This window comes from Hymenobacter sp. (genome assembly GCF_035709525.1).
In the GTDB taxonomy this organism is placed as follows: Bacteria; Bacteroidota; Bacteroidia; order Cytophagales; family Hymenobacteraceae; genus Hymenobacter.
The window spans coordinates 1-21,511 of the sequence record NZ_DASTEP010000192.1; the positions used below are offsets into that span (position 1 = coordinate 1).

The 21,511-nt window shown below is 64.3% G+C and carries 15 protein-coding genes; 9 read left to right on the forward strand and 6 right to left on the reverse strand.

Translation table 11 applies throughout. The features are described 5' to 3' along the window. Positions 1–50: 50 nt before the first annotated feature. The 3 genes from VFO93_RS17035 to VFO93_RS17045 form a co-directional block, all read right to left on the reverse strand. Positions 51–551 carry a dihydrofolate reductase gene (locus VFO93_RS17035; RefSeq protein ID WP_325135579.1) on the reverse strand — a complete coding sequence of 167 codons (501 nt, stop codon included), beginning with the start codon at positions 549–551 and terminating at the stop codon, positions 51–53. A 133-nt stretch (positions 552–684) separates the two neighbouring features. Next, the gene (gene fmt / locus VFO93_RS17040) at positions 685–1,638 is read right to left on the reverse strand and encodes a methionyl-tRNA formyltransferase (RefSeq protein ID WP_325135580.1); all 954 of its coding nucleotides are present in this window, start codon (positions 1,636–1,638) and stop codon (positions 685–687) included. Positions 1,639–1,694: 56 nt separating this feature from the next. Continuing rightward, positions 1,695–2,789, reverse strand: coding sequence for a DUF1343 domain-containing protein (locus tag VFO93_RS17045; RefSeq protein ID WP_325135581.1), 1,095 nt, complete (start codon positions 2,787–2,789; stop codon positions 1,695–1,697). 249 nt (positions 2,790–3,038) lie between these two features. On the opposite strand from VFO93_RS17045, the gene VFO93_RS17050 reads away from it, so the two are divergent. The 4 genes from VFO93_RS17050 (at position 3,039) to VFO93_RS17065 (ending at position 7,847) form a co-directional block, all read left to right on the forward strand. After that, a complete protein-coding gene (locus VFO93_RS17050) occupies positions 3,039–4,253 on the forward strand; it encodes an ABC transporter permease (RefSeq protein WP_325135582.1) in 1,215 nt (404 codons plus the stop codon). Positions 4,254–4,570: 317 nt separating this feature from the next. Further along, a complete protein-coding gene (locus tag VFO93_RS17055; RefSeq protein ID WP_325135583.1) occupies positions 4,571–5,656 on the forward strand; it encodes a Kelch repeat-containing protein in 1,086 nt (361 codons plus the stop codon). After that, on the forward strand, positions 5,643–6,992 hold the full coding sequence (locus VFO93_RS17060) for a DUF4270 family protein (RefSeq protein ID WP_325135584.1): 1,350 nt from the start codon (positions 5,643–5,645) through the stop codon (positions 6,990–6,992). Before VFO93_RS17055 ends, VFO93_RS17060 begins: the two co-directional genes overlap by 14 nt. Before the next feature lie 147 nt (positions 6,993–7,139). Next, a complete protein-coding gene (locus VFO93_RS17065; RefSeq protein WP_325135585.1) occupies positions 7,140–7,847 on the forward strand; it encodes a PD-(D/E)XK nuclease-like domain-containing protein in 708 nt (235 codons plus the stop codon). 203 nt (positions 7,848–8,050) lie between these two features. Here VFO93_RS17065 and VFO93_RS17070 read toward each other — a convergent pair whose 3' ends face one another. After that, positions 8,051–9,052, reverse strand: coding sequence for a J domain-containing protein (locus VFO93_RS17070; RefSeq protein WP_325135586.1), 1,002 nt, complete (start codon positions 9,050–9,052; stop codon positions 8,051–8,053). 680 nt (positions 9,053–9,732) lie between these two features. Between VFO93_RS17070 and VFO93_RS17075 the strand changes: the two genes are divergently transcribed. The 4 genes from VFO93_RS17075 to VFO93_RS17090 all read left to right on the forward strand — a co-directional run bounded on the left by VFO93_RS17075 (position 9,733) and on the right by VFO93_RS17090 (position 16,721). Then, the gene (locus tag VFO93_RS17075; RefSeq protein ID WP_325135587.1) at positions 9,733–11,262 is read left to right on the forward strand and encodes a TROVE domain-containing protein; all 1,530 of its coding nucleotides are present in this window, start codon (positions 9,733–9,735) and stop codon (positions 11,260–11,262) included. Positions 11,263–11,471: 209 nt separating this feature from the next. Beyond that, positions 11,472–12,320 (forward strand): TIGR02452 family protein, encoded by an 849-nt coding sequence (locus VFO93_RS17080; protein WP_325135588.1) that lies wholly within the window; start codon positions 11,472–11,474, stop codon positions 12,318–12,320. 1,438 nt (positions 12,321–13,758) lie between these two features. Further along, positions 13,759–15,069, forward strand: coding sequence for a PcfJ domain-containing protein (locus VFO93_RS17085; RefSeq protein ID WP_325135589.1), 1,311 nt, complete (start codon positions 13,759–13,761; stop codon positions 15,067–15,069). 251 nt (positions 15,070–15,320) lie between these two features. Then, complete coding sequence (locus tag VFO93_RS17090) at positions 15,321–16,721, forward strand: RtcB family protein (protein ID WP_325135590.1); 1,401 nt, start codon at positions 15,321–15,323, stop codon at positions 16,719–16,721. 186 nt (positions 16,722–16,907) lie between these two features. On the opposite strand, the gene VFO93_RS17095 is transcribed toward VFO93_RS17090, so the two are convergent. Beyond that, on the reverse strand, positions 16,908–19,979 hold the full coding sequence (locus VFO93_RS17095) for a DUF4394 domain-containing protein (RefSeq protein WP_325135591.1): 3,072 nt from the start codon (positions 19,977–19,979) through the stop codon (positions 16,908–16,910). A 106-nt stretch (positions 19,980–20,085) separates the two neighbouring features. Next, the gene (locus VFO93_RS17100) at positions 20,086–20,625 is read right to left on the reverse strand and encodes an MOSC domain-containing protein (protein WP_325135592.1); all 540 of its coding nucleotides are present in this window, start codon (positions 20,623–20,625) and stop codon (positions 20,086–20,088) included. A gap of 221 nt (positions 20,626–20,846) precedes the next feature. Here VFO93_RS17100 and VFO93_RS17105 point away from each other — a divergent pair, with 221 nt between their 5' ends. Next, the gene (locus tag VFO93_RS17105) at positions 20,847–21,509 is read left to right on the forward strand and encodes a DNA starvation/stationary phase protection protein (RefSeq protein WP_325135593.1); all 663 of its coding nucleotides are present in this window, start codon (positions 20,847–20,849) and stop codon (positions 21,507–21,509) included. The last annotated feature ends 2 nt before the right edge of the window (positions 21,510–21,511 follow it).

Below are 21,511 nucleotides of genomic sequence, written 5' to 3' on the forward strand. Positions count from 1 at the left end.
GCCTTTTTCATCCACTCATCCAAAAACCACTCATCCACTCATCCCAAACCTCACCGCCGCCGCAGCGTCACGAAGCTGTAGGGGTAGGGGTTTTGGTCGTCGGCTTCGTGGCGCTCGCGGTTTTCCTCGCGCCACTCGGCGGGCGGCAGGGCCGGGAAATAGGCGTCGCCCTCGAATGCGCCGTGTACTTCGGTGAGGTACACGACATCGGCAGCGGGCAGGGTTTCGCGGTAGATTTCGCCGCCGCCAATCACGCACACCGTGCCTTCGGGGCCGGCCAGCTCGGCGGCGCGGGCCAGGGCGGCGGCCACCGTGGGCAGGGTTTCGGTGCCTTCGGCCGCCCAGCCGGCCTGGCGCGTGATGACCAGGTTGGGGCGGCCGGGTAGGGGGCGGCCGATGCTGTCGTAGGTTTTGCGGCCCATTACCACGGGGTGGCCCAGGCTGAGGCGCTTGAAGTGGCGCAGGTCGGCCGGCAGGCGGCCCCAAGGCAGCTGGCCGGCGCGGCCGATTACGTTGTTGCCGTCGGCTACGGCTACGATGAGGGCGAGCATATAGAAGAGGGTATTTGTAACTAGTATTAGGTCATGCTGAGCGCAGCGAAGCACCTCTACCGCACCGTTGAGCGGTCTGGATGAAGCGATAGAGATGCTTCGCTGCGCTCAGCATGACGGCAGTGCTGGCTAGCTAGCCAGCCAGCGCCACGCCCGGCAGCTTCACGCCGCGCAGAAACTCGGCCACGCCCATGCGCTTTTTGCCTTCAAGCTGCACGTCGAGCAAATCGAGCCAGCCGCCGGGCGTGGCCACGCGCAGGTAGTGCTTGCCATCGGTGGCCCAGGTGCCGGGGGCGGGGGCTTCGGCTTCGGGGGCGAGTAGGGCCTGCGCGCGCAGCACTTTCAGGCCCCGGCCATCGGGCAGGGCGGTGTAAGCGGCGGGGGCGGGGCTGAGGCCGCGCACTTGATTGACGAGCTCCGGGGCGGGGCGGGTGAAGTCGAGCCGGCCGGTTTCCTTGGCGAGCTTGGGGGCGGGGCGCAGGTCGGGGGTGTTGGGCTGGGGCGTGCTGGGCGCGTGGCCCACCGCGATGGCCGCCACCGTGCGGGCGGCGAGGTCGGCCCCGAGCACCTTCAGCTTGTCGTAGAGCGAGCCAAAGTCATCGTCGGGCGCGATGGCGATTTTCGACTGCAAAATGAGGTCGCCGGTGTCAATCTCGTGGCGCAGAAAAAAGCTCGTGACGCCCGTTTCTTGGTCGCCGTGCATGAGCGCCCAGTTGATGGGGGCCGCCCCCCGGTACTGCGGCAGCAGCGAGCCGTGGATGTTGACCGAGCCCAGGCGCGGCATGTTCCACACGGCCTCGGGCAGCATCCGGAAGGCCACCACTACCTGCAAGTCGGCCGCGTAGCTACGGAGCTCTTCCTGAAACGCCGGGTCTTTGAGGTTGGTGGGTTGCAGCACCGGCAGGCCGTGAGCCAGGGCGGCCTGCTTAACGGCCGAGGCTTGCAGCTGCCGCCCGCGCCCGGCCGGGCGGTCGGGGCCCGTGACGACGGCCACCACCCGCGCCTCGGGCAGCGCGAGTAGGGCAGTGAGGGTGGGCACGGCAAAATCGGGCGTGCCCATGAAAATGAGGCGAAGGGGAAGGAGCATAAAATAGGTGAGTGCAGCTGGGTGCGGGCGGATTCTAGGTGAAAGCGGCGGAATTTCTACCGCTCAGAGTACAGCAAATACTTCTTGCGCAGGGCTTTGAACTTAGTCAGCCCCGGTTGCCACGAAGCCCGGATGTAGCTTTCGCTACGCCCGGCCACCACCTGCGTCCGCAGCGAGTCGGTGCCGGCCAGCTGCTCGAAGTACTTAGTGAAGAAATGCGGTTTGTCGGTGCTTCGCTGATAAAAATCAAGCAAGTACTTGACCGTGAAAAACTGGGCCGGCTCGCCGGGGGCGGGCTGGTGCAGGTCGAGGCCGTAGCACAGCTGCCCATTGAGCGGCGGGGTGGGGGAGCCGGCATTGGGGCGGGGCGTGAACTGGTAGGGGCGCGTGGCCGGCTGGGTAGGCGCACCCGCCACCTCGAAGGGCCGGTCGGTGCCGCGCCCCACGCTCACGTTGGTGCCTTCGAAGAGGCACAAACTGGGGTAGAGCGCCACGGCCCGCGCGGTGGGCAGGTTGGGCGAGGGGCGCACGGGCAGGCGGTAGGGCGTGGCGTGGGTGTAGCCGCCCTTCAGCGCGATGACGGTGAGGGCGCACGGCTGGCCGCCAGCCAGCCATTTTTCGCCATTAATCATACGGGCCAGCTCGCCCACCGTGAGGCCGTGGCAGATGGGCAGCGGGTCCAAGCCCACGAACGAGCGGTGCCTGGCATCGAGCACCGGGCCATCGACCACCGCGCCGTTGGGGTTGGGGCGGTCGAGCACTACTACCTTTTTGCCCTGCTCGGCGGCGGCTTCCATCACATAGTGCAGCGTGCTGATGAAGGTGTAGAAGCGCGTGCCCACGTCTTGAATATCAAATACCAGCACGTCTACGTCGGCCAGCATCTCGGGGGTCGGCTTCTTCGTCTTGCCGTACACCGAGCGCACGGACACGCCGCTGCGGGCGTCGCGCCCGTCGGCGATGGTAGCCCCGTCGGCCGCCTCACCCCGAAAGCCGTGCTCGGGCGCGAAAATGGCCGTCAGGTTCACGCCCCGGCTTTTGAGGGTATCGACCAGGTGCGTGCGCCCCACCAGCGACGACTGATTGACGACCAGCCCCACGCGCTGGCCCGCCAGCAGCGGCAGGTAGGCGGGCAGTTGCGCCGCGCCCATTATGGGCAGCCCGGGCGCGGTTACCCCACCCCCGGCCCCTCCCCTCCGGGAGAGGGGAGACGGACGATTGGTTGCGTTGAAGGACGATAGGCTCCCCTCTCCCGGAGGGGAGGGGTTGGGGGAGGGGTTGCACGCCAGGGCCACGCCCACTACGCCAATTAAAATCCGCGTTATCATAGCCCAAAACTACGCGCCTGCGTAGCAAGGCGGGCCGCCAAAGCTGGGTCGGCCGTAGCTTTACACCCGCCCGTGAACATCGCCCGCTACATATCAAGCAAAATGGACGGGGCCGACGTCGGCTCGTTCACCCATTCCGTTACCCGCATTGCCACCGTCAGCATTGCGCTGGGCATCGCCGTGATGCTCGTGTCGTTTTCGATTCTGCAAGGCTTCCGCGAGCAGATTCAAGGCAAAATCTTCTCGTTTGGGTCGCACGTGCAGCTGTCGCGCTACGACAATACCAACTCGCTCGAAGTCGCCCCGCTCTCGGAGCCCGACCTGCGCCAGCGCCTCGCGGCCTACCCGCAGGTAGCGTCCGTGCAGGCCTTTGCCCGCAAAACGGCCATCATCAAAACCACCGACGAGGTACTGGGCGTGGTGCTGAAAGGCGTGAGCGAAAGCCACGGCCCCAACTCGATGCGCCAGAACATGGTGGCCGGCAAGTTCATTGCCTACTCCGACACGGCGGCCAGCAACGACATCGTGGTGAGCCGCAAGGTGGCCGACAAGCTGCGCCTCAAAGTCGGGAGCGAGGCGCTGTTTTACTTCATTCAGCAGCCGCCGCGGGTGCGCAAATTCCGGGTGTCGGGCATCTACCAGACTGGCCTCGACGAGTTTGACGAGGTGTACGTGCTCGGCGATTTGCGCCAGGTGCAGGAGCTCAATGCCTGGCCCGACTCGCTGGTGGGCGGCCTCGAAGTGCGCCTGCGCGACTTCAAAAAGCTCGACCGCACCTTCGACGCCTTCAACCAGGAACTGCCCTACGAGGTGCGGATTGACAAAGTCACCGACCAGTACGCGCAGCTCTTCGATTGGCTCCAGCTGCTCAATCGCAACGTGATTATCTTCTTGATTCTGATTATTTTCGTGGCTACCTTCAACATGGTCGCCACCATCTTCATCATGATACTCGAGCGCACCAAGATGATTGGCATTTTGAAGGCGCTCGGGGCCAGCGACAACCAGATACGGGAAATGTTTTTCTTTCGGGGCGTGTCTATCACCCTGCGCGGCCTGCTCATTGGCAACGGCGTGGCGCTGGGTTTCTGCGCGCTGCAATACTATTTCAAGCTCATTCCGCTCGACCCCGAAAACTACTACATGGACCGCGTGCCCATTGCCTGGGACCCCACCATGATGGTGCTGCTCAACGTGGCCACGCTCGTAGCCTCGGCCCTGGCCGTGCTCATCCCCACCTACCTCATCGCCCGCATCAAGCCCATGGTGGCCATTCGGTTTGATTGAGTGGATTTTTGGATGAGTGGATGAAAACGTCATGCTGAGTGCAGCGAAGCATCTCGCTCGCATTTACCACAACCGTTCGGCAAAGCGCCAGAGATGCTTCGGCTCCGCTCAGCATGACAGTACTACCCACTCCTCCACTCATCCACCTATCCGCTCGACAGAATACCGGAGTTGGGCGATGAAAATTGGGGCAAAAGCGCCAGCCGCCGTACCTTGCAGGGCTTTAGGGAAAGACAAACAATATTTTTTAACCAGCGCCGACGCAACCACTTGGGCGGTCGGCCTACTCTTAGGCGCGTTACCCTTCTACTTTTTTCATGAAAAATATTTCGTTGCGAGCAGGCCGTTTCATGGCCCTGGCGTTGGTAATCACCGGCCTCGGGCTGGGCAGCTGCAAAAAAAGTGAAACCACCACGGTGTACGGCAACTGGACGCGTAGCAGCACCTACTCGGGCTCCGCGCGCTCCGAAGCCGTTGCCTTCGTTATCAATAACATCGCTTACGCCGGTACCGGCCGCAATCCCGCCTCTACCGCTGGCGTTTTCAACGATTTTTACTCCTTCGACCCCTCCAAGGGCGGCTGGTCGCAGGTAACCTCGATGCCCACGGCAGCGGGTGTGCGCTACGGGGCCGTGGCGTTCACGGCCAATGGCAAAGGCTACGTAGGCGGCGGCAACAACGGCAATGGCACCTATCTGAGCGACGTGTGGCAGTTTGACCCCACCCAGAACACCACCACGACCGTGGGCACTACCACGACTACCACCGTGGGCCGCTGGACGCAGGTGGCTTCGCTGCCCGTAACGCTCTACGGCGCGGTGGGCGGCAGCATCAACAACGTGGGCATTGTGGGCAGCGGCTTCGATGGCAGCAACAACACCAACGTGTTTTACCAGTTCAACAACGGCGCGTGGTCGCAGCTGCCTGTGCCGTTTCCCGGCGACAAGCGCACCGGCGCTTCGGCGTTCGTGGCAGCCAATCAGTTTTACGTAGTGGGCGGCTCCAACAACAGCGCCAACGTAACCGATGTGTACGCCTACGACGCCTCGGCCACCAAGTGGACGGCCAAGCGCTTTTTGCGTAGCGTGAGCAACTCGACCGAAACCTACGACTACAGCGGCGTGGCCCGCTCGCAGGCCGTGGCCTTTACGGTGAATGACAAAGGCTACGTGGCCGTGGGCGGCAGCACCCTCACTACCTGCTACGAATACAGCCCCGCCGACGACTCCTGGACGCTGAAAAACCCCATCAGCGGGTCTACTGGCACGGGCGCTACCGGCACCGCGCGCAACAACGCCGTGGGCTTCGGCATCGGCAGCTACGGCTACCTGGGCTTGGGCGTGAACGGCTCGACCCGCCTCGACGACTTCTACCGCTTCGCTCCAAACGATGCCCAAGAATAACTCAGTACTCAGCCGGCCCTTGGCCGCTGGCTGGGGCCGGCTGCTACTGGGCCTGAGCCTGCTGCTGGGCGCGGCGGGCTGCTCTTCCAACCCCGCCGCCAATATTGGGGTGGGTTTGCCGAGCGTGGATACGGCTACCGGCGCGTATCTGGTTGATACGCTTACCATTCGGGCCTCCACGGTGTTGCGCGACTCGGTGGTGACGTCTACGTCGAACTACCTGCTGGTGGGGCGCTACCAGGACCCGATTCTGGGACCTATCAAAACGACCAGCTATACTACGCTCGACTTGGGGGGTGCCTTTCAGCCGGCTACTACGCTCGTGGCCGACTCGGCCGTGCTGGTGCTGCCCACCGACACGTACCGCTACGGCGATTCGACTCAGACGCAAACCTTGGTAAACGTGCGCGAGCTGACCTCCTTTTTGCCAGTTACCAGCTTCGGCTTCGCCTCGCCCAAGCTCACGCCAATGGCGAGCCGCCTGGGCAGCGCTCTCAATAGTTCGCCCACGCCGCGCCGCGCCCGCAAAACGCTGGGTACGCTGCGCTTGCGCCTCGACAATGCCTACCGCGACCGACTGATGACCGACGGCAAAGCCGGCCGCCTGACCACGCAGGAGCAGCTGAACCGGTACTACCCCGGTATAGCACTGGAGCCGGGTGCCAACGACGCGGCAGCTCTGGTGCGCCTCAACGTAAGCGGCAACGGGGCCACGGCGGGCGTGGTGCTTTACTACCACGACCCGGTCGACGTGTCGACGGCTATCAGTCACACGTTTGGTATCAACAGCGCCCGGCACTTTTACCAGGTAGAAGCGCCGCAGCTGGGTAGTCCCCTGTCGACGCTGACCTCACTGCAACAGGTTAACGCGGCGCTGACCGGGCAGCAAACGTACCTCCACGGCTTGCTGGGCTTGCAAACCAAGATTGAGATTCCGTACCTGCTCGACCTGCGCAACTTTGGGCAGAACTTTGTGATTACCAACGCGACTATGACGGCGGAAGTCCCCGCTACCACGCTCAGCAACCGGCTGGCGCTATCCCCGCCCACCACGCTGGCCGTGTCGACTACCGACCGCAACAACCACCAGGGCACGGCCTTCACGAACGCTACCTACAACCCCACCGTTACCAGCCGCGACGGCATCACGCAGGCCGGCTACACGTGGTCGGTGCTGGCGTACTGCCAGAACGTGCTGAGCGGCGCGGTGCCCAACAACGGGATGCTGCTAGCTACTACCACCCCCTCGTCGCCCGAGCGCGTGGTACTGGGCGGCCCCCGGCGCACCCTCAACCGCTTACAGCTGCGGCTTTACCTCATTAGCAACGGCCGCTAGGTCAGGGTGATAGGTTAAAAAGCAAGTAAAAACGCCCCGGCAGCACGTCTGCCGGGGCGTTTTTTCGTTAAGAAAGCAGTGCTGAAATAAATCGGGCCAAAAAGGCCGGTGATGGTACCTTCGGCCGCCGTTTTTTGTTATCTGCTCGTGTCCGATTTACTACCTGCTCCCGCCCACCGCCCCGATTTGCTGCGCGTGTCTTACGACGACTACCGCGCCCTGCCCGCCATCGCCAATTCCGACCTGTCGCGCCTGCGCAATGCCCTCGACGGCCGCCCCCCGCGCACCGATTCGGGCTCGGGGGCGCTGAGCTTCGGCACGGCGTTTCACACCGCTTTGCTTGAGCCCGATGACTACCTGCCCGGCCAGCCGGGCCTCAACGATACGCTAATCTGGTGGCTGGTTGAGGGCGTGAAGCTCAATGCCGAGCTCAACCGCCTGCTCGAACACGGCCTCACCGAACGCAGTGCCCTTTTCACCGAGCCCACCACCAATACCATGTGCAAGCTGCGCGCCGACCTTGTCCTCGACCAGCCCGGCCAGCCCTACACGGTAGTCGATTTTAAAACCACGATGGCCCGCGACGCCGAGCACTTCCGCTGGCAGTGCTCGGCCTACGACTACGACCGGCAGGCGGCCTTTTATACCGATGCCCTGCACGCCGAGCGCTTTCTGCTGGTGGGCGTGCAAAAAGTCGAGCCCTTCGGCGTCTTCCCCCTCGAAGTGCCCGCCGACATGCTGGCCGAAGGCCGCCGCAAGTACCTAAGCCTGCTGCGGCTGCTGCACGCCCCTGGTACCGCGCCCGCCTTCCGCGCCAAAGCCGTGCAGGACGCCGTAGACTCGCTGGGCTTGTAGGCAAAATAGTAGCACGAACTCAGTAGCTTATACGCATCGGTAGTTCGCATAAATAGCCCCGGTGAAGCTTTCCCAATAAACATTGGGAGGGCTTCACCGGGGCTATCTTATTTTCAGCAACCTGCTGAAGAAGAACTGCTTACTTGATTTTTTTCGCACAAAAAGGTATAAAAAATTCAAATAGTAGTTTGCGGAAGTCTATTTTAGAGGCTGTTTTGCCCACGGCTGCTTAGCTCGCGCAGCAAGTCTTTAAGCAAAACCGGCTCGTGCAACTGCCGCAGAAGGTAGCCCAAATAGTCCGTTTCAGCCCGCAGGCTGCGCTTGATTTCGCGCAAGCGGGTGCGCTGCTGCTTTTCGGTGCCGCTCCAGGGCGCATCGGCTACGGGCCGCTGAGCGGTGGTGAGCTGCTGACTTAGCTGCGCCTGTTGCTGGGCCAGCGCCTGCGTATAGCGCCGCAATAAATCGTCGGCCTCGGGGGTAGGTGCCTCGCCGGCAGGGGCTTCGGCCAGCAGGGCAAGTAGGGCTGCTAGGTCGCCAGCCGCGTAAGCCACCGTGATGCGCTGCATCAGCTCAGTTTGAGCTTGTTGGGTAGCGGCATCAGCCAGCGCGGCGCGGTCGGGGTGGTGCAACCGGGCCAACTGGCGGTAGGCGGCTTTGGTATTCTGGAGCAGCGCCTGTCCCGCCGTATCAGCCTGTTGGGCTTTTGCTTCGCGGGCGGCCTGCGCCCGCCGCTGGCGGCGCTCGCGGGCGCAGGCGGCGGCTTGCTCGTGGTGCGGTAGCCTGGGGGCCGCTGGCTGGCCGACAGCAGTGGGCTTGGGTGGGGTAGGGGCCGGCGCGTAGCGCGTCAGCACGGCCGATTCGTCTTCTCCAAACCGTTCTTGCAGGCTTTGGGCATTGTGTAGCAGCAATTCCGTCACCTGCTGCTCCTCGGCGCGGCTGAGGTAGCCGCCAAGCAGGGCTTCTTCCAATGGCGCGTAAAGGGCGCGGCGGGCGGCCACGGTAGCGGCCGCCAACGGGCCCACCTGCCGCCAATAGGCTTGGCGCGTGGCTACCTGCGCGGCGCGTAAGGTATGTAGTTGCTCGCGCAGCGCCTCCACGGCCCGGATGGTTTGGCGAAAAGCCTGCTGCGCCGGAGTGCCGGCAGGCTCAGCGGCGGGCTGGCGTTCGGGTAAGGAAAGGCGTAGAGGTAGAGAAAAATCGGCCATTGCGGCAAAAGTAATCGTTAAGAGAAATGAAATAACCTTTCGCTATTAAGAGTAGTATAGCACCGCATAATTGCTGTCAGCGATTAGAGGGAATGTTTATTGAATGACTTGTTGTAATTATTTGCTGTAAAAAAATAAATTAAAAATATTTATAAATTACTTGCAGATATAAAAACTGTTCGCCTACCTTTGTCACACTAAACCACCACAGCCATGTATCACCTCACACTCAGCCGCCGGATTTCGGATAAGACGCAGCCAGAACGGCTGCCGCTGCTCGGTACATGTGCCTGCCGCTAACTTAGGTTAGTACTGCCACTGCCCGAGCCATTAAGCTCGGGTTTTTTTGTGTTTAGCCGGTTCTTCAGCCGCTTATTCCCTCTCTGCCCGATGCTTTTTATCCGCCCCAGCTACCCGTTGCCGCAGCTCCTGAGCCAGCCCGTTAGCGGTTGGGGCAAGCGGGCGAACCATGCTTTTTATTTGCGAAGTAAACGCCGGTAATTACCGGACGTAGCGCGCACTGAAAAGCCTGGCCCTGCAAGCCAGGCTTTTTTGTGTAATTACTAAACGAATAAAAACGCGTTTTTATTCGAAAGAGAAAGTATTGCCTTTGCAATGCTAAAGTAATTGTCTGCGGAATTAAATTTTTGCCTATTTCTCATTTCTACTCTTCCCCACCTATGCGCTTCAATTTTAACTTTCGCAAAGCGCCGCCTGCCCCCGTTCGCAACCACGAAGGCGCGCCGGCCTACGTGCTTACCCCGGCGCTGGAGCTGTACACCGCCGTCGCCACGGCCGCCCTCAGCGACCAGTTCTACGAAACGGCTGACACCCGCCTGGCCCGCTTGCGCGAGCTGGTAGCCCAGAATGAGCCGCAGTTCGTGGCCCGCCTGGCGGTGTATGCCCGCGAGCAGCTCTACCTGCGCTCGGTGCCGCTGGTGCTGGCCGTGGAGCTGGCGCGCATTCATCGGGGCGACAACCTGGTGAGCCGCCTGGTGGCGCGGGTGGTGCAGCGGGCCGACGAAATCCCGGAGCTCTTGGCCTTCTACGCCCAAGCCAACGGCCGCAGCGGCCCCAAAACCCTGGGCCGCCTTTCCAAGCAGATGCAGCACGGCCTGGCCCTGGCTTTCAATAAGTTAGACGCCTATCAGCTGGCTAAATACAACCGCGACGGGGCCGTGCGCCTGCGCGATGCCCTGTTCTTGGTGCACCCCAAGCCCCGCGACGAAGCCCAGCAGGCCGTTTTCGACCAACTGGTAGCCGGCACCCTGCCCACGCCCTACACCTGGGAAACCGAGCTGTCGGCCGCCGGGCAGGTAGCCTACGCCTCGCCTGCCGAGCGCGCCGCCGCCGTGGCTTGCACCTGGGAAACCCTCGTGACGAGCGGCCGCCTGGGCTACATGGCCCTGCTGCGCAACCTGCGCAACTTGCTGGAAGCCAACGTGGCCGCCGCCGTGCTAGCCCACGCCTGCGCCACCCTGGCCGACCCCGGCCAAGTGGCCCGCGCCAAGCAACTGCCCTTCCGCTTTCTGGCCGCGTACCGCGAGGTGCTGGCCCTGAACCATGGCGCGGCGGCCCCGGTGCTGGCGGCGCTCGAAGCGGCCATCGCGGCCAGCGTGGCCAATGTGCGCGGCTTCGACGGCACCACCCGCGTGGTAGTGGCCTGCGACGTGTCGGGCTCGATGCAAAAACCCATTTCGCCCCGCAGCAAAGTGCTGCTCTACGACGTGGGCCTGGTGCTGGGGATGCTGCTGCAAAGCCGTTGCCAGCACGTAGTTACGGGTATGTTCGGCGATACCTGGAAGCGCATCGCCCTGCCCCAGGGCCAGGTGCTGCGCAACGTGCAGGAGTTCTACCGCCGCGAAGGTGAAGTAGGCTACTCTACCAACGGCCACCTCGTGATTCAGGACCTGCGCCAGCGCCGCGAGGTAGTGGATAAGGTTATGATTTTCACCGACTGCCAGCTCTGGGATAGCACTGGCCACGACCGCACCCTGGCCCAGGAATGGGCTGCCTACCGCGCCAACGTGGCTCCGCAGGCCCGCCTGTACCTCTTCGACCTTGCCGGCCACGGCCCCACCCCGCTCGCCGTGCGCGCCGAGCACGGCGTGGCCCTCATCGCGGGCTGGTCCGACAAGGTATTCGACGTGCTGGCGGCTCTCGAAAACGGCGGCGACGCTCTCACCGAAATTCAGAAAATCGAGCTGTAAAACACGCGGCCCGGCCGGGCAATCAAGCGAAACCCCCGGCCGGAATTGCTCTCTGAAAGCAGCGTACAGAAGAACGTTCGTCATGCTGAGCGCAGCGTAGCGGAGTCGAAGCATCCCTGCCGCTTCGTTGCTAAGCGTCAGAAATTAGTGCTGAGGTAGAGATGCTTCGACTCCGCTGCGCTCAGCATAACAGAATCAAACCTAAAAATATGAACCGCGACTACCGCCAGCAGCTGGCCCGCGAAACCCTGGCCGCCCTGGAAGCCGGCCACTACCCCGGTCCCACCGGCCCCGTAAACTTCGCCGAAGCCCAGCGCGGCGCCCAGACCGGCAGCTACCTCTACCGCCCCGCCGATGCACCCGACCTGCTGCGCGAGCTAACGTGGCCCGCCGGCCCGCTGGCCGAGGTGCGGGTGCAACACGCCACCACGCTCGAAGCCGCCGCGCAGTTGGCGGCGGAGTTTGAGCGGGTAGGGGTGCTCAATTTTGCCTCGGCCCGCCACCCCGGCGGGGGCTTTTTGGGCGGCAGCCAGGCCCAGGAAGAAAGCCTGGCCCGGTCGTCGGGGCTGTACCCGTGCCTTACGCAGTTTGCCGAGATGTATAGCTATAACAGCCTGCCTACCAGCACGGCGCTCTACAGCGACTACCTCATCTACTCGCCCGGCGTGCCCGTGCTGCGCCGCGACGATGGCCAGTGGCTGCCCCAGCCGCTGCTACTCGACATCATCACGGCCCCGGCTGTGAATGCCGGCGCGCTCGCCCGCAACGCGCCCCACTTGCTGCCCCAACTGGTGCCCACCATGCGCCAGCGGCTGCGGCTGGTACTGGCTGCCGCCGCCCGCCACGGCGTGGAGGCGCTGGTGCTCGGGGCCTGGGGCTGCGGCGTCTTCGCCAACGACCCGGGGCAGGTGGCCCGGCTCTTTGCCGAAGCGCTGGCCGAGCCCGCCATTCGGGGGCGCTTTCGGTGCATTGCGTTCGCCATTTTCGACCCCAAGCCGCCGCACGCCGTGCTGCGCGCTTTTGAAAACGAGCTGGATTTTAAAGAATTGGCAACATAATTGATAACCCTTATGCACGCAGTCCGTATACTGTTCAGCTTAGGCACACGACTGACCCCTTAATGGCAGCCGTTGGCCGGAACGGCTACCCGCCGGGGCCTCGATGCCCCGGCGGCCCGTTCCACACCTGGGGCCAGGCCCTCTCCCTCCGCAGGTGCCGTAGGTTGGCGCTACTTCGTGGTAAAGTTTTCGGCGGCGGCTATGGCCGCGGCTCGCGGGTTCGAATCCCGCTATCGGCTCCGGCAGATAAACGCAAACACTGCGCCGGCCGCCCGTTGCCCTGTCTTTCTTTCTCGCTGCCGGGTGTCGTAGCCGGGCGTTACTTCGGGGTATAAGTTCGATTCTTATCTCGGCCGCTACGTGTAGAAACTGGCTGAGTAGCTCAACGGTAGAGCAGCAGTCGCAGGCGACTTATTACCCCGGCAGCTTGTGGAGGTGCCAACCCAAAAACTTCTTTCTGACGTGAAAACAATTTCCACCTTTTCAGCTGACTAGCAACTTGAAAACGAGTGCCGTAGGCGAGCCTTACTTCGTACATCTGTTCCTGTAGGTTCGAATCCTACTCCGGGGCTTGCCCTGGGTGGCGGAATTGGTAGACGCGCGATTCCTTTGGGTGGCTCGCCGCCTGTCGCCTCGTTTTTTGCTTTTGTTTGGGTGCCGTAGCCCGGCCATACTTCGCACTCTTAATGCCCAGGTCGCAGGTTCGAATCCTGCTGGCCGCTGCTTCGGCAGCGGCCGTAGCTCAGGGGTAGAGCAGGATATGGAAGGCCAGGCGCTTGTTGCCCCAAGCTAAAAACTACAAAACCCAGTGCCGTAGGAAGGCGCTACTTCGTCTGGTTGAAGCCTGCTTTCGGGCAGGTTGGGTTCGATTCCCGTCCCGAGACTCCGGTCTTGGGAATGCCGCCGACCGCTTGTTGCCTGGGTTGAATTTTAAACTTGCTTGCCTACTAAAAACCGGTGCCGTAGCGGGGCCATACTTCGTCGCGATTGAGGCGGTCGCGGGTTCAAATCCCGCCCGCTGGCTTGGCCAGCGGTGGCGCAGTGTTTAGCGCACCTTACTGAAAGGTTCCGCGCTTGTTGCCCGGTTTTTTAGGAATGTACTGGCAATCTGAAGCTTACCCTGCCCGGCTAAAACTGGGTGCCGTAGGGCAGCGCTACTTCTACATTCCGTGGCCCGCTGGGCTGCCGCAGGTTCGAATCCTGCCCGCGCCTGCCGCCCGGCGGCTGAGCGGCTGAAAGCAGAATTACCGCCTAAAGTCGCTGCCCGCTTGTTGCCCCTTTTTGGGTTTAAAATCATTGTATCACGCTGGCTGCCAGCTGGCCAAAACCCTCCCTGAATCATGCGAAACGATGGTGCTCCCACCGCCCCGATGATGCTTTTCTCGCTCCTCTCACCCCCTTAAGCCGGCCGCCTCTGGGCCCTGCCGGCCCTGCCCCCATGGCAAACCGACACAAACCGCTACCCTGGCGCGTGCGCGTGGCCCAGGCCGCCGACGTGGCTCTGGCTCAGCGCCCCACCTGGGAAAAATGGCCGCTGCCGCGCCAGCTAAATTTTCTGTTTTCGGCCGAAGGCCAGGTTGAAATTAGCCGCCTAACCCAGCCGCATTCGGTGCTGGCCGAGCTGCACCGCCACCTCAGCGGCCGCCCGGCCGACGAGCACGGGCGCATCGCACACTTGCTGCGCCAGCTGGCCCAGCGCCGAACCGCGCTGTTTGCGCGCCCCGAGCTGGCGCCGGCGCTCGTGCAGCTGGGGTTGCACTACCCCCGCCGCCGGCGCGAGCTGGCCGACTGGCAGCCGCCCTCGAAGAATGCCTTCCGGCAGCTCGATAGCCTGGTGCGCCACCTCTTCGACGGCTTTGGCGATGTACCGGCCTGGGTGCGCCACCGCTGGGGCCAGGCCCCCGACGGGCGCAACGGCCTCTGCCCGAGTGCCCTGCTGGTGCACCTGGGTAGCGGCCAGCCGCTGCGCAGCTTCGCGGGGCTGCCGGGGCGCCTCAGCAAGCGGCAGGCGCACCTGATGCAGCAGGCTCCGGCTGGCTGCACCTTCCATGAGGCCTACCGCTACGCCCAACTGGCCGAGCGCGGGGCCTCCGAGTACCTGGGCGTGGTGCTGGCCTCGCCGCTGGGCCGCCTGCCCGTCGGGGACGATGATGATTTGTACCTGGCCGTGCTCGACCTGTTTCGTGTTGAGACCGAAGTAGATGCCTGGCAGTTTGGGTTGGTGTGCGACTACGTGCGCCTGCGCCGCTACCAGGGCACGGCTACCGAGCCGCCGCAGCCCGGCTTTTCGGTGCGGGGCCGCTCGCTGGCTTCGCTGCTGGCCCACACGGCCCGCTGGCAGCGTAGCCTCGGCCGCGGGCGCGCCAATCCGCACTTCAGCCAACTGCTCGATGCTACCTGGCCGGGCTTGCCGGTGCCGGGCTTCGTGGGCGGCGCGGGCGACTGGGTGCGCATCCGGCAGCTGCTGAGCTACCCCGAGCTGCTGGAAGAAGGCCAGCAGATGCAACATTGCGTGGCGTCGTTCCGGCAGCGCTGCCAGCGCGGGCAAGCGGGCATCTACTCGCTCACGCTGGGCGGGGCCCGCAAGCTCACGCTGCAGCTCTCGCCCGAGCGGCGGCTGGTGCAGGTGCGCGGCAAGCACAACCGAGCCCCCACCGCCGAGGAATGCGGCTGGGTGCTGAGCTGGCTCACGCAGGAAGGCATCACCGCCATCGACCGTGTGTGGGACCAGTACTACGCCTTGGCGTAAAGTATCTTATCAATAAGCTAAAGCCAGCCGGATGCCGTAGGCCCGCGCTACTCCGACCTGTCCCGTCGGGCCCGCTAGGGCCCGTTGCGCGGGCCGCTTGTTGCTCCGGCTTTTTAATAGTGCCTAGTGCATGGTGCTTAGTGCTTGGTAACAGCCACTAGGCACCATGCACTAGGCACTAAGCACCAACCACTAGGCACTAAGCACCAGCCTCTAAGCACTAAGCACCAATCTCTAAGCACTAAAAAAACATGGCCTCCCAACTACGTGGCAATGACTTGCGGCAGCTCGGCTTTCCCGAGGGCCACGCTATCGGGCTGGCGCTGGCGCAATTGCAGCGCAAAGAACACAAGCGCCTGCCCCAAACCGAGCAGCTAGCACTGCTCAAAACCATTCTGACCAACCCTACCGACTACCTCACCGACCTGGCCTGGAGCCACACGGCCGCCGCGCTGCTGCCGGCCCCGTCGCGGCACGTCGATTTAGTGGCGCGCAAGGAATACGCTACCTTCGGGGCCGAGCACATCGAGCAAGGGGCCATCCACCAGATGGAGGTGGCCATGAAGCTGCCCGTGACGGTGGCCGGTGCCCTCATGCCCGACGCCCACCACGGCTACGGCCTGCCCATCGGCGGCGTGCTGGCGACGGATAACGCGGTGATTCCCTACGCCGTGGGCGTGGATATCGGCTGCCGCATGGCGCTGTCGGTGTTCGACCTGCCGGCCAAGTACCTGGGCCAGCGCACCCAGGAGCTGCGCAATTTGCTGCTCGCCCACACCCGCTTTGGCGGCGGGCGCGGCTGGGAGCGCGGCCAGCGCCTGGGCCACGACGTGCTGGAGCGCGACGAATTCCAGGCCGTACCGTTCCTGAAAAACAAGCACGCCACGGCCGTGGAGCAGCTCGGCACCTCGGGCTCGGGCAACCACTTCGTGGAGTTTGGCCTGGTTGAAATCACCGACCCGGCCAATGAGCTAGGGCTGCCGCTGGGCCAGTACGTGGGCGTGCTGTCGCACTCGGGCTCTCGCGGCCTGGGCGCCAGCGTGGCCAACCACTACACCGGCCTGGCCCGCGACGTGTGCAAGCTGCCCGCCGAAGCCCAGTATCTCGCTTGGCTAGGCCTCGACACCGAGGCCGGCCAGGAGTACTGGGCCGCCATGACCCTGGCCGGCGATTACGCCGCCGCCTGCCACGAGCAAATTCATCGCCGCCTGGCCAAAGCGCTAGGGGAGAAGCCCCTGGCGAAAATCGAAAACCACCACAACTTCGCCTGGCGGGAAACGCTGGCCGATGGCCGCGAAGTCATCACGCACCGCAAGGGCGCCACGCCGGCCGGCGCGGGCGTGCTCGGCATCATCCCCGGCTCGATGACGGCCCCCGGTTTTATTGTGCGCGGCAAGGGAGCGGCCGCGTCGCTGGCCTCCGCCTCGCACGGGGCCGGGCGGCTGCTCTCGCGCACCCGCGCCAAGGCCGAGCTCGGCGAAGCCGAAGTGCGCCGCCACCTCGCCGACTACGGTGTGGAGCTCATCGGCGGCGGGCTCGACGAAGCGCCGATGGCCTACAAAGACATCCACGCCGTGATGGCCAGCCAGCGCGAGCTGGTGGACGTGCTGGGTTCGTTCACGCCCAAAATCGTGCGGATGGACGGCGCGTGATTATTTCTTACTGCCTTGAAATCCGACCGTGCTACCAGCCCCGTAGGTAGGGCAGGCTCTTTGGAGTCGTGTTTTCATTCGGAAATGAGCGGGGTCTTGCCCCGCTTTTTTTTGCCATAGGTCACACATGCAAAAGGCCCGCTACCACTGGTAGCGGGCCTTTTTTATTGGCAGTAAACCAGGTGGTTATTCCACTACCAGGCGCTTGGCTACCACGCCGGCGTTGGTTTCGGCCTGCACCGAATACACGCCGGCGCGCAGGTTATCGAGCGGCAGGTCGAGGGTAGGGGCCGTGCTGCCCAGGGTGCGGCGCACTACCACGCGGCCCAGGTTGTCGACCACCGTTACCGCCGTGGCCGCGCCGGTGCGCAGCGCCTGCGGCAGCAGCAGCTGCACCGTGCCGTGGGCCGGGTTGGGGTAGAGGCTCACCAACTGCGCGGTGGCGGCCGGCGCGGCGGCCAGCGGCGCGGCCGTGCCAAACACGATGGCGTAGCGGCCGGTGGCCGCGTCGGCCGGGGCCAGCGTCAGGCTGATAGTAGGCGTGGTGGCCAGGTCGGTGTAGGTGCCGGTGAGGGCATCGCGCAGGTAGGCGTGGTAGCCGGCGGGCAGGTTGGCCAGCTCATCCACGGCCAGGGTGTAGGGGCCGGCCACGGCGGCGTGCAGGTGCAGCGGCACGGTGGTAGTGGGGCCAGTGAGCGACGGCAAGCCGCTGATGGACAGCGCCGCGCTGCCAAGGTCGGCGGCTAGGTCGAGGCCGTGGGTGGCGGGCAGGTAGTGGGCATCAAAATCAGCATCGAAGCCCGCCGTAGCGCCCTGCTCGAAATAGATATACGTTTGGTTGGCCACGGTGGCATTGCGCAGCGTGAGGGCCAGGTGGGGGCGCGGGTCGGCGGCCGTGCGCTGAAACAGCGTGTTGTCGGGCGCGTTGAGGCGGGCGGCGTTGGTGAAGTTGACGGTGCCCGTCTGGCCCGAGGCTACCCGCACGAAGAAGCCCTGGGCCACCGGCAGCACGTTGGTGCCGGTGTTGGCCGACGCGCCATTGACGTAGCTGGTATAGGTGCCGGTATACTGGCCGCTGCTCTTAAACACGTACAGCGCGCTTTCGAGGCCCGAAGAATTGGTTCGCACCACGTCGTAGTTGATAGCGCCGGGGTAGGGGTTGCCCAGCAGCTGGTAGCCGGCCGTGGCCTGCGCGCCGCGCATGAGGTTCACGCGGCTGATGCTGCCATTGTTAAGCGTGCCTACGAAATCAACCAGCTCGGTGCCGGGAATATTCACGGTGTAGCCCGAGGTGGGGATTAGCGGGTCGGAAAGTGCTGCAGGCGACGCAAAGCCCTTGTCAAACTCGGGCGACGAATTGCTAAGACCCAGGCGGCTCTGGTTGTAGAAATACACCGTCGGAAACGGCGTCACGAGCGGCGGGGTCGCGTCAGTGTTATACGCCGGGTTCACGGTCGGCGCAAAGCCGCTGGTCGTGAAGTCGGCCACCGTGCTGCCGCTCACCGGCGGGCTGTAGTGGCGGTAGCCGGGGCCAGCATTGAGGGTGGGCGTGATGTAGCGCTGCACCGTGGCCGTGCCGGTGGCCTCCGCGCTGCCGTTGTTCACCACGTAGGCCGTGCCGCTGGCGTTCGAGCTCAGGGTAAACGGCTGGCCGCTGCCGATGGCCAGGTTGCCATTGAGCGTGAGCCCGCCCGTCGATTGAATCGCTACCGGCCCCGTAGTAGTGGCCGTGGCCGTGCCCACCGAGAGGTTGGGGAAGGTGGAGAGCGCGCTGCCGCCCACCGACTGCACCCGGCTGCCCACCAGCGCCACCAGCCCGGTGCCGCCGCCCGCCACCGTGCCGCCGGTGTTGCTGAAGTCGCCACTCACGTTCAGCACCCCGCCCGACACGAGCGTAAGGGTAGCGCCCGTGTTCAACGCCACCGAGTTGGCCGCCTGGCCGGCTACGCGCACGGTAGGCTGGTTGGGCGTGGGCGTGGTGCCCGGAAACGTGGCCGCCAGCAGCGTGGCCCCCGGCGTGTAGGTGCCCGGAATAAACACGTCGTCGGCGCTGGTGGGCACCCGCTGGGGCACCCAGTTGGCGGCATTGGTCCACTCGTCGCTCACGAAGCCCGACCAGATGAGCGGGGCCGTGATGGCCGCCGCGATGTCGTACACGTCGATGGGTACCAGCGGCGCGCTGGGGTTTAGCGGGTTAGCCTGGCTCGGAATAATGTTGCCGATGCGGCTGGCCTGGCCCGTGGCCAGGTCGAGGCTGTAGAGGTTGCTGGCGTTGTAGCCGCTGGGCCGGTCGTCGGTCACTTCCACCAAATAGGCCACGTTTTGCCGCGTGCTGCGGTCGTAATACACGTCCATGTCAATGGCTATGTCATTCTCGGCCAGCGCATACGGCCCCGGCTGGCCCGACCCCGTGATGTAGAACGTGCTGCGGGTGGGCGCGGTGAGCGTGCCGGCATCGGGTGGGCTTTGTATCGAAATAATGCCCCCGCTCAGCTCATCGTAGTCGTAGAGCGTGGTGCTGCCCGCCCCCAGCGTAGCATTGATGTAGGCCACCGAGCCCACGCCCGGCGCGGCCGGGATGGTAGGCACCGGCGTGCCGGTCGTTATCGCCACGGGCGTGGCCACGGGCGTGCCCACGGCGGCGCTGTAAGCCAGGTTGGTATCCTGGGCGGCCAGGCCGCCGGTGTTGGGGTTCAGGCGGTAGTTGCGGCCGTTGGTGCTCACCACCCGGATGCGGTCGGCCGCCGGGTTGAAGTCGAAGCCGATGCGCTTGCTGCTGGGGCCCGTGTTCGCGTTGCCCAGGTTCAGGGTGAGGGGGGTAGTGTTTACGGGCGTGGCCACCGTGGCCGTGCCGCTGGCGCCCGGTGCCAGGGTGTAGAGCTGGGTGGCGCCGGTGGCCGCGTTGTAGCCCAGCCCATACAGTTGGCCATTGTTGGGCCGGTAGTCGATGCCCACCAGCACTTGCCCGGCCGTGATGCCGGTGATGTTAGACGGCACGTAGCTAATACCATAGGCCGTGCCCGTGGTGGGGTCGGTGGGCGCGCCGGTGGTGGGCGAAATCGGGATGAGCAGCGGCGTGCCCGCCGGGTACAGCTGCACCCCCGTAAACGGGTTTACGACATCGTAAGTAGCTATGCCCAAGCCGTAGATGGTCGTTTGGGCGCTGGCCGCGGCGGCCGCGCCGGCCAGGAGCAGCGTTAGCAGGCCGCACCGGCGGGCCGGCCGGGCACTGGCGCCAGCAAGTAAAGATGAAAGCATAAAGCGGGGAAGGTGAGGGGGAAAGAAAAAAGACGACTGAAATATAGCGGTTTTTGGCTTAGGGGCTTGCCCAAGGCCCCGGCCCACATCGCTAATGAATTCGCCATCAGGCGGCTGGCCCGGCCAGTTCCGGCGCTACTATCCGCACCGCATCGCCCACCCGGATGGTGCCGCCCCGCGCAATGTGCGCCGTGAGGCCGCCGTGCCCGCGCATGGCGTTGTAGCCGCCGGGGCCCAATTCTTCCTCCATGCGCGAGCAGGGGTGGCACTCGCCCGTGATGTCGAGCAGCACTTCGTCGCCAATCTGCACCTGGCGGCCCTTCAGCGCCAGCAGGTTGAGGCCGCTCACTACCAGGTTGCGGCGCAGGCGGCCGGGCGCTACCGGCCCGGGCAAACCCAGGTAGCCAGCTACCGCCGCCAGGTGCTCGTGCTGAATAAGCGTGACCTGGCGCTTGCCGCCGGGCTTCACGCTGGCGTGGTCGCCGGCCAGGCGCTGGTCGGTGAGCACCTCGGCCTCGGGCACGGCCAGCGGCTCGGTGCGGCGGGCCGTGCGCAGGCCTATCCATTCGAGCCGGCCCTGCTGGGGCAGCGTAGCCAGCAGCTGGGCCACCGTCGATTTAGAATCACCAAAAAAAGGAAAGGCCATTGCGTAGTAAGGCGAAAATGAAGGATTAATGTAGGCTACCCGCGCCGGCAAGTGCCCGGCAGGGGTAGCGCGCTGCTATACGAAAAATCCAGGAAAATACGCCGAAATTCTCAACTCCGCGGCGGGCCTTTCGTACAGCACTCAGCCGGCCCGCCGCGCCTCCTGGCGCGTTTGCGGGCGGCACCTAGCTCGTTTCTAGTTTCTCAAAAAAACCTGTTCTTATGGCTACGCAAGCCTCGCCCAAACCCAAGAAAGAAGACTCGAAAGGACTGACCCCCACCAAAGGTGCCGGCCAGCCCCAGTCCAACCCGGCCGTGAACGTGCAGCCGCTGCTCGACCAGCAGCTGCGGGCACCTTCGCCCACGCAGCGCTTTGGCACCGTGAGCCAGCGCCTGCCCATCGGCCTCGACGACAACGTGCGCCTCGAAAGCGTGCAGATGCTAAACCAGCTGCTGGCCGACACCATCAGCCTGCGCGACCTTTACAAGAAGCACCACTGGCAGGTAGTAGGCCCCACCTTCTACCAGCTGCACCTGCTGTTCGACAAGCACTATGAGGAGCAGGCCGAGCTAGTAGACACCATTGCCGAGCGCATCCAGATTCTGGGTGGCGTGGCCGTGGCCATGGCCTTCGACGTGGCCGAAATCACCAGCATTCCGCGCCCCCCGCGCGACCGTGAGGAAGCCCCTATTCAGGTATCGCGCCTGCTGGAAGCCCACCAGATTATCCTCAAAAACTGCCATGAGTACGCCAAGAAAGCCGACGACCTCGGCGACGATGGTACCAACGACCTGGTAGTAAGCAACGTGATGCGTACCAACGAGCTACAAGTGTGGTTTGTGTCGGAGCACGTAGTAGAGTCGCCCCTGACGAAAGCCGAGTAGCG

What these genes read in the sequence shown, in the direction of transcription:
- VFO93_RS17035 (WP_325135579.1), bottom strand. Translation starts at nt 551, where the DNA reads ATGCTCGCCCTCATCGTAGCCGTAGCCGACGGCAACAACGTAATCGGC.
- fmt (WP_325135580.1), bottom strand. Translation starts at nt 1,638, where the DNA reads ATGCTCCTTCCCCTTCGCCTCATTTTCATGGGCACGCCCGATTTTGCC.
- VFO93_RS17045 (WP_325135581.1), bottom strand. Translation starts at nt 2,789, where the DNA reads ATGGGCGCGGCGCAACTGCCCGCCTACCTGCCGCTGCTGGCGGGCCAG.
- VFO93_RS17055 (WP_325135583.1), top strand. Translation starts at nt 4,571, where the DNA reads ATGAAAAATATTTCGTTGCGAGCAGGCCGTTTCATGGCCCTGGCGTTG.
- VFO93_RS17060 (WP_325135584.1), top strand. Translation starts at nt 5,643, where the DNA reads ATGCCCAAGAATAACTCAGTACTCAGCCGGCCCTTGGCCGCTGGCTGG.
- VFO93_RS17070 (WP_325135586.1), bottom strand. Translation starts at nt 9,052, where the DNA reads ATGGCCGATTTTTCTCTACCTCTACGCCTTTCCTTACCCGAACGCCAG.
- VFO93_RS17075 (WP_325135587.1), top strand. Translation starts at nt 9,733, where the DNA reads ATGCGCTTCAATTTTAACTTTCGCAAAGCGCCGCCTGCCCCCGTTCGC.
- VFO93_RS17080 (WP_325135588.1), top strand. Translation starts at nt 11,472, where the DNA reads ATGAACCGCGACTACCGCCAGCAGCTGGCCCGCGAAACCCTGGCCGCC.
- VFO93_RS17085 (WP_325135589.1), top strand. Translation starts at nt 13,759, where the DNA reads ATGGCAAACCGACACAAACCGCTACCCTGGCGCGTGCGCGTGGCCCAG.
- VFO93_RS17090 (WP_325135590.1), top strand. Translation starts at nt 15,321, where the DNA reads ATGGCCTCCCAACTACGTGGCAATGACTTGCGGCAGCTCGGCTTTCCC.
- VFO93_RS17095 (WP_325135591.1), bottom strand. Translation starts at nt 19,979, where the DNA reads ATGCTTTCATCTTTACTTGCTGGCGCCAGTGCCCGGCCGGCCCGCCGG.
- VFO93_RS17100 (WP_325135592.1), bottom strand. Translation starts at nt 20,625, where the DNA reads ATGGCCTTTCCTTTTTTTGGTGATTCTAAATCGACGGTGGCCCAGCTG.
- VFO93_RS17105 (WP_325135593.1), top strand. Translation starts at nt 20,847, where the DNA reads ATGGCTACGCAAGCCTCGCCCAAACCCAAGAAAGAAGACTCGAAAGGA.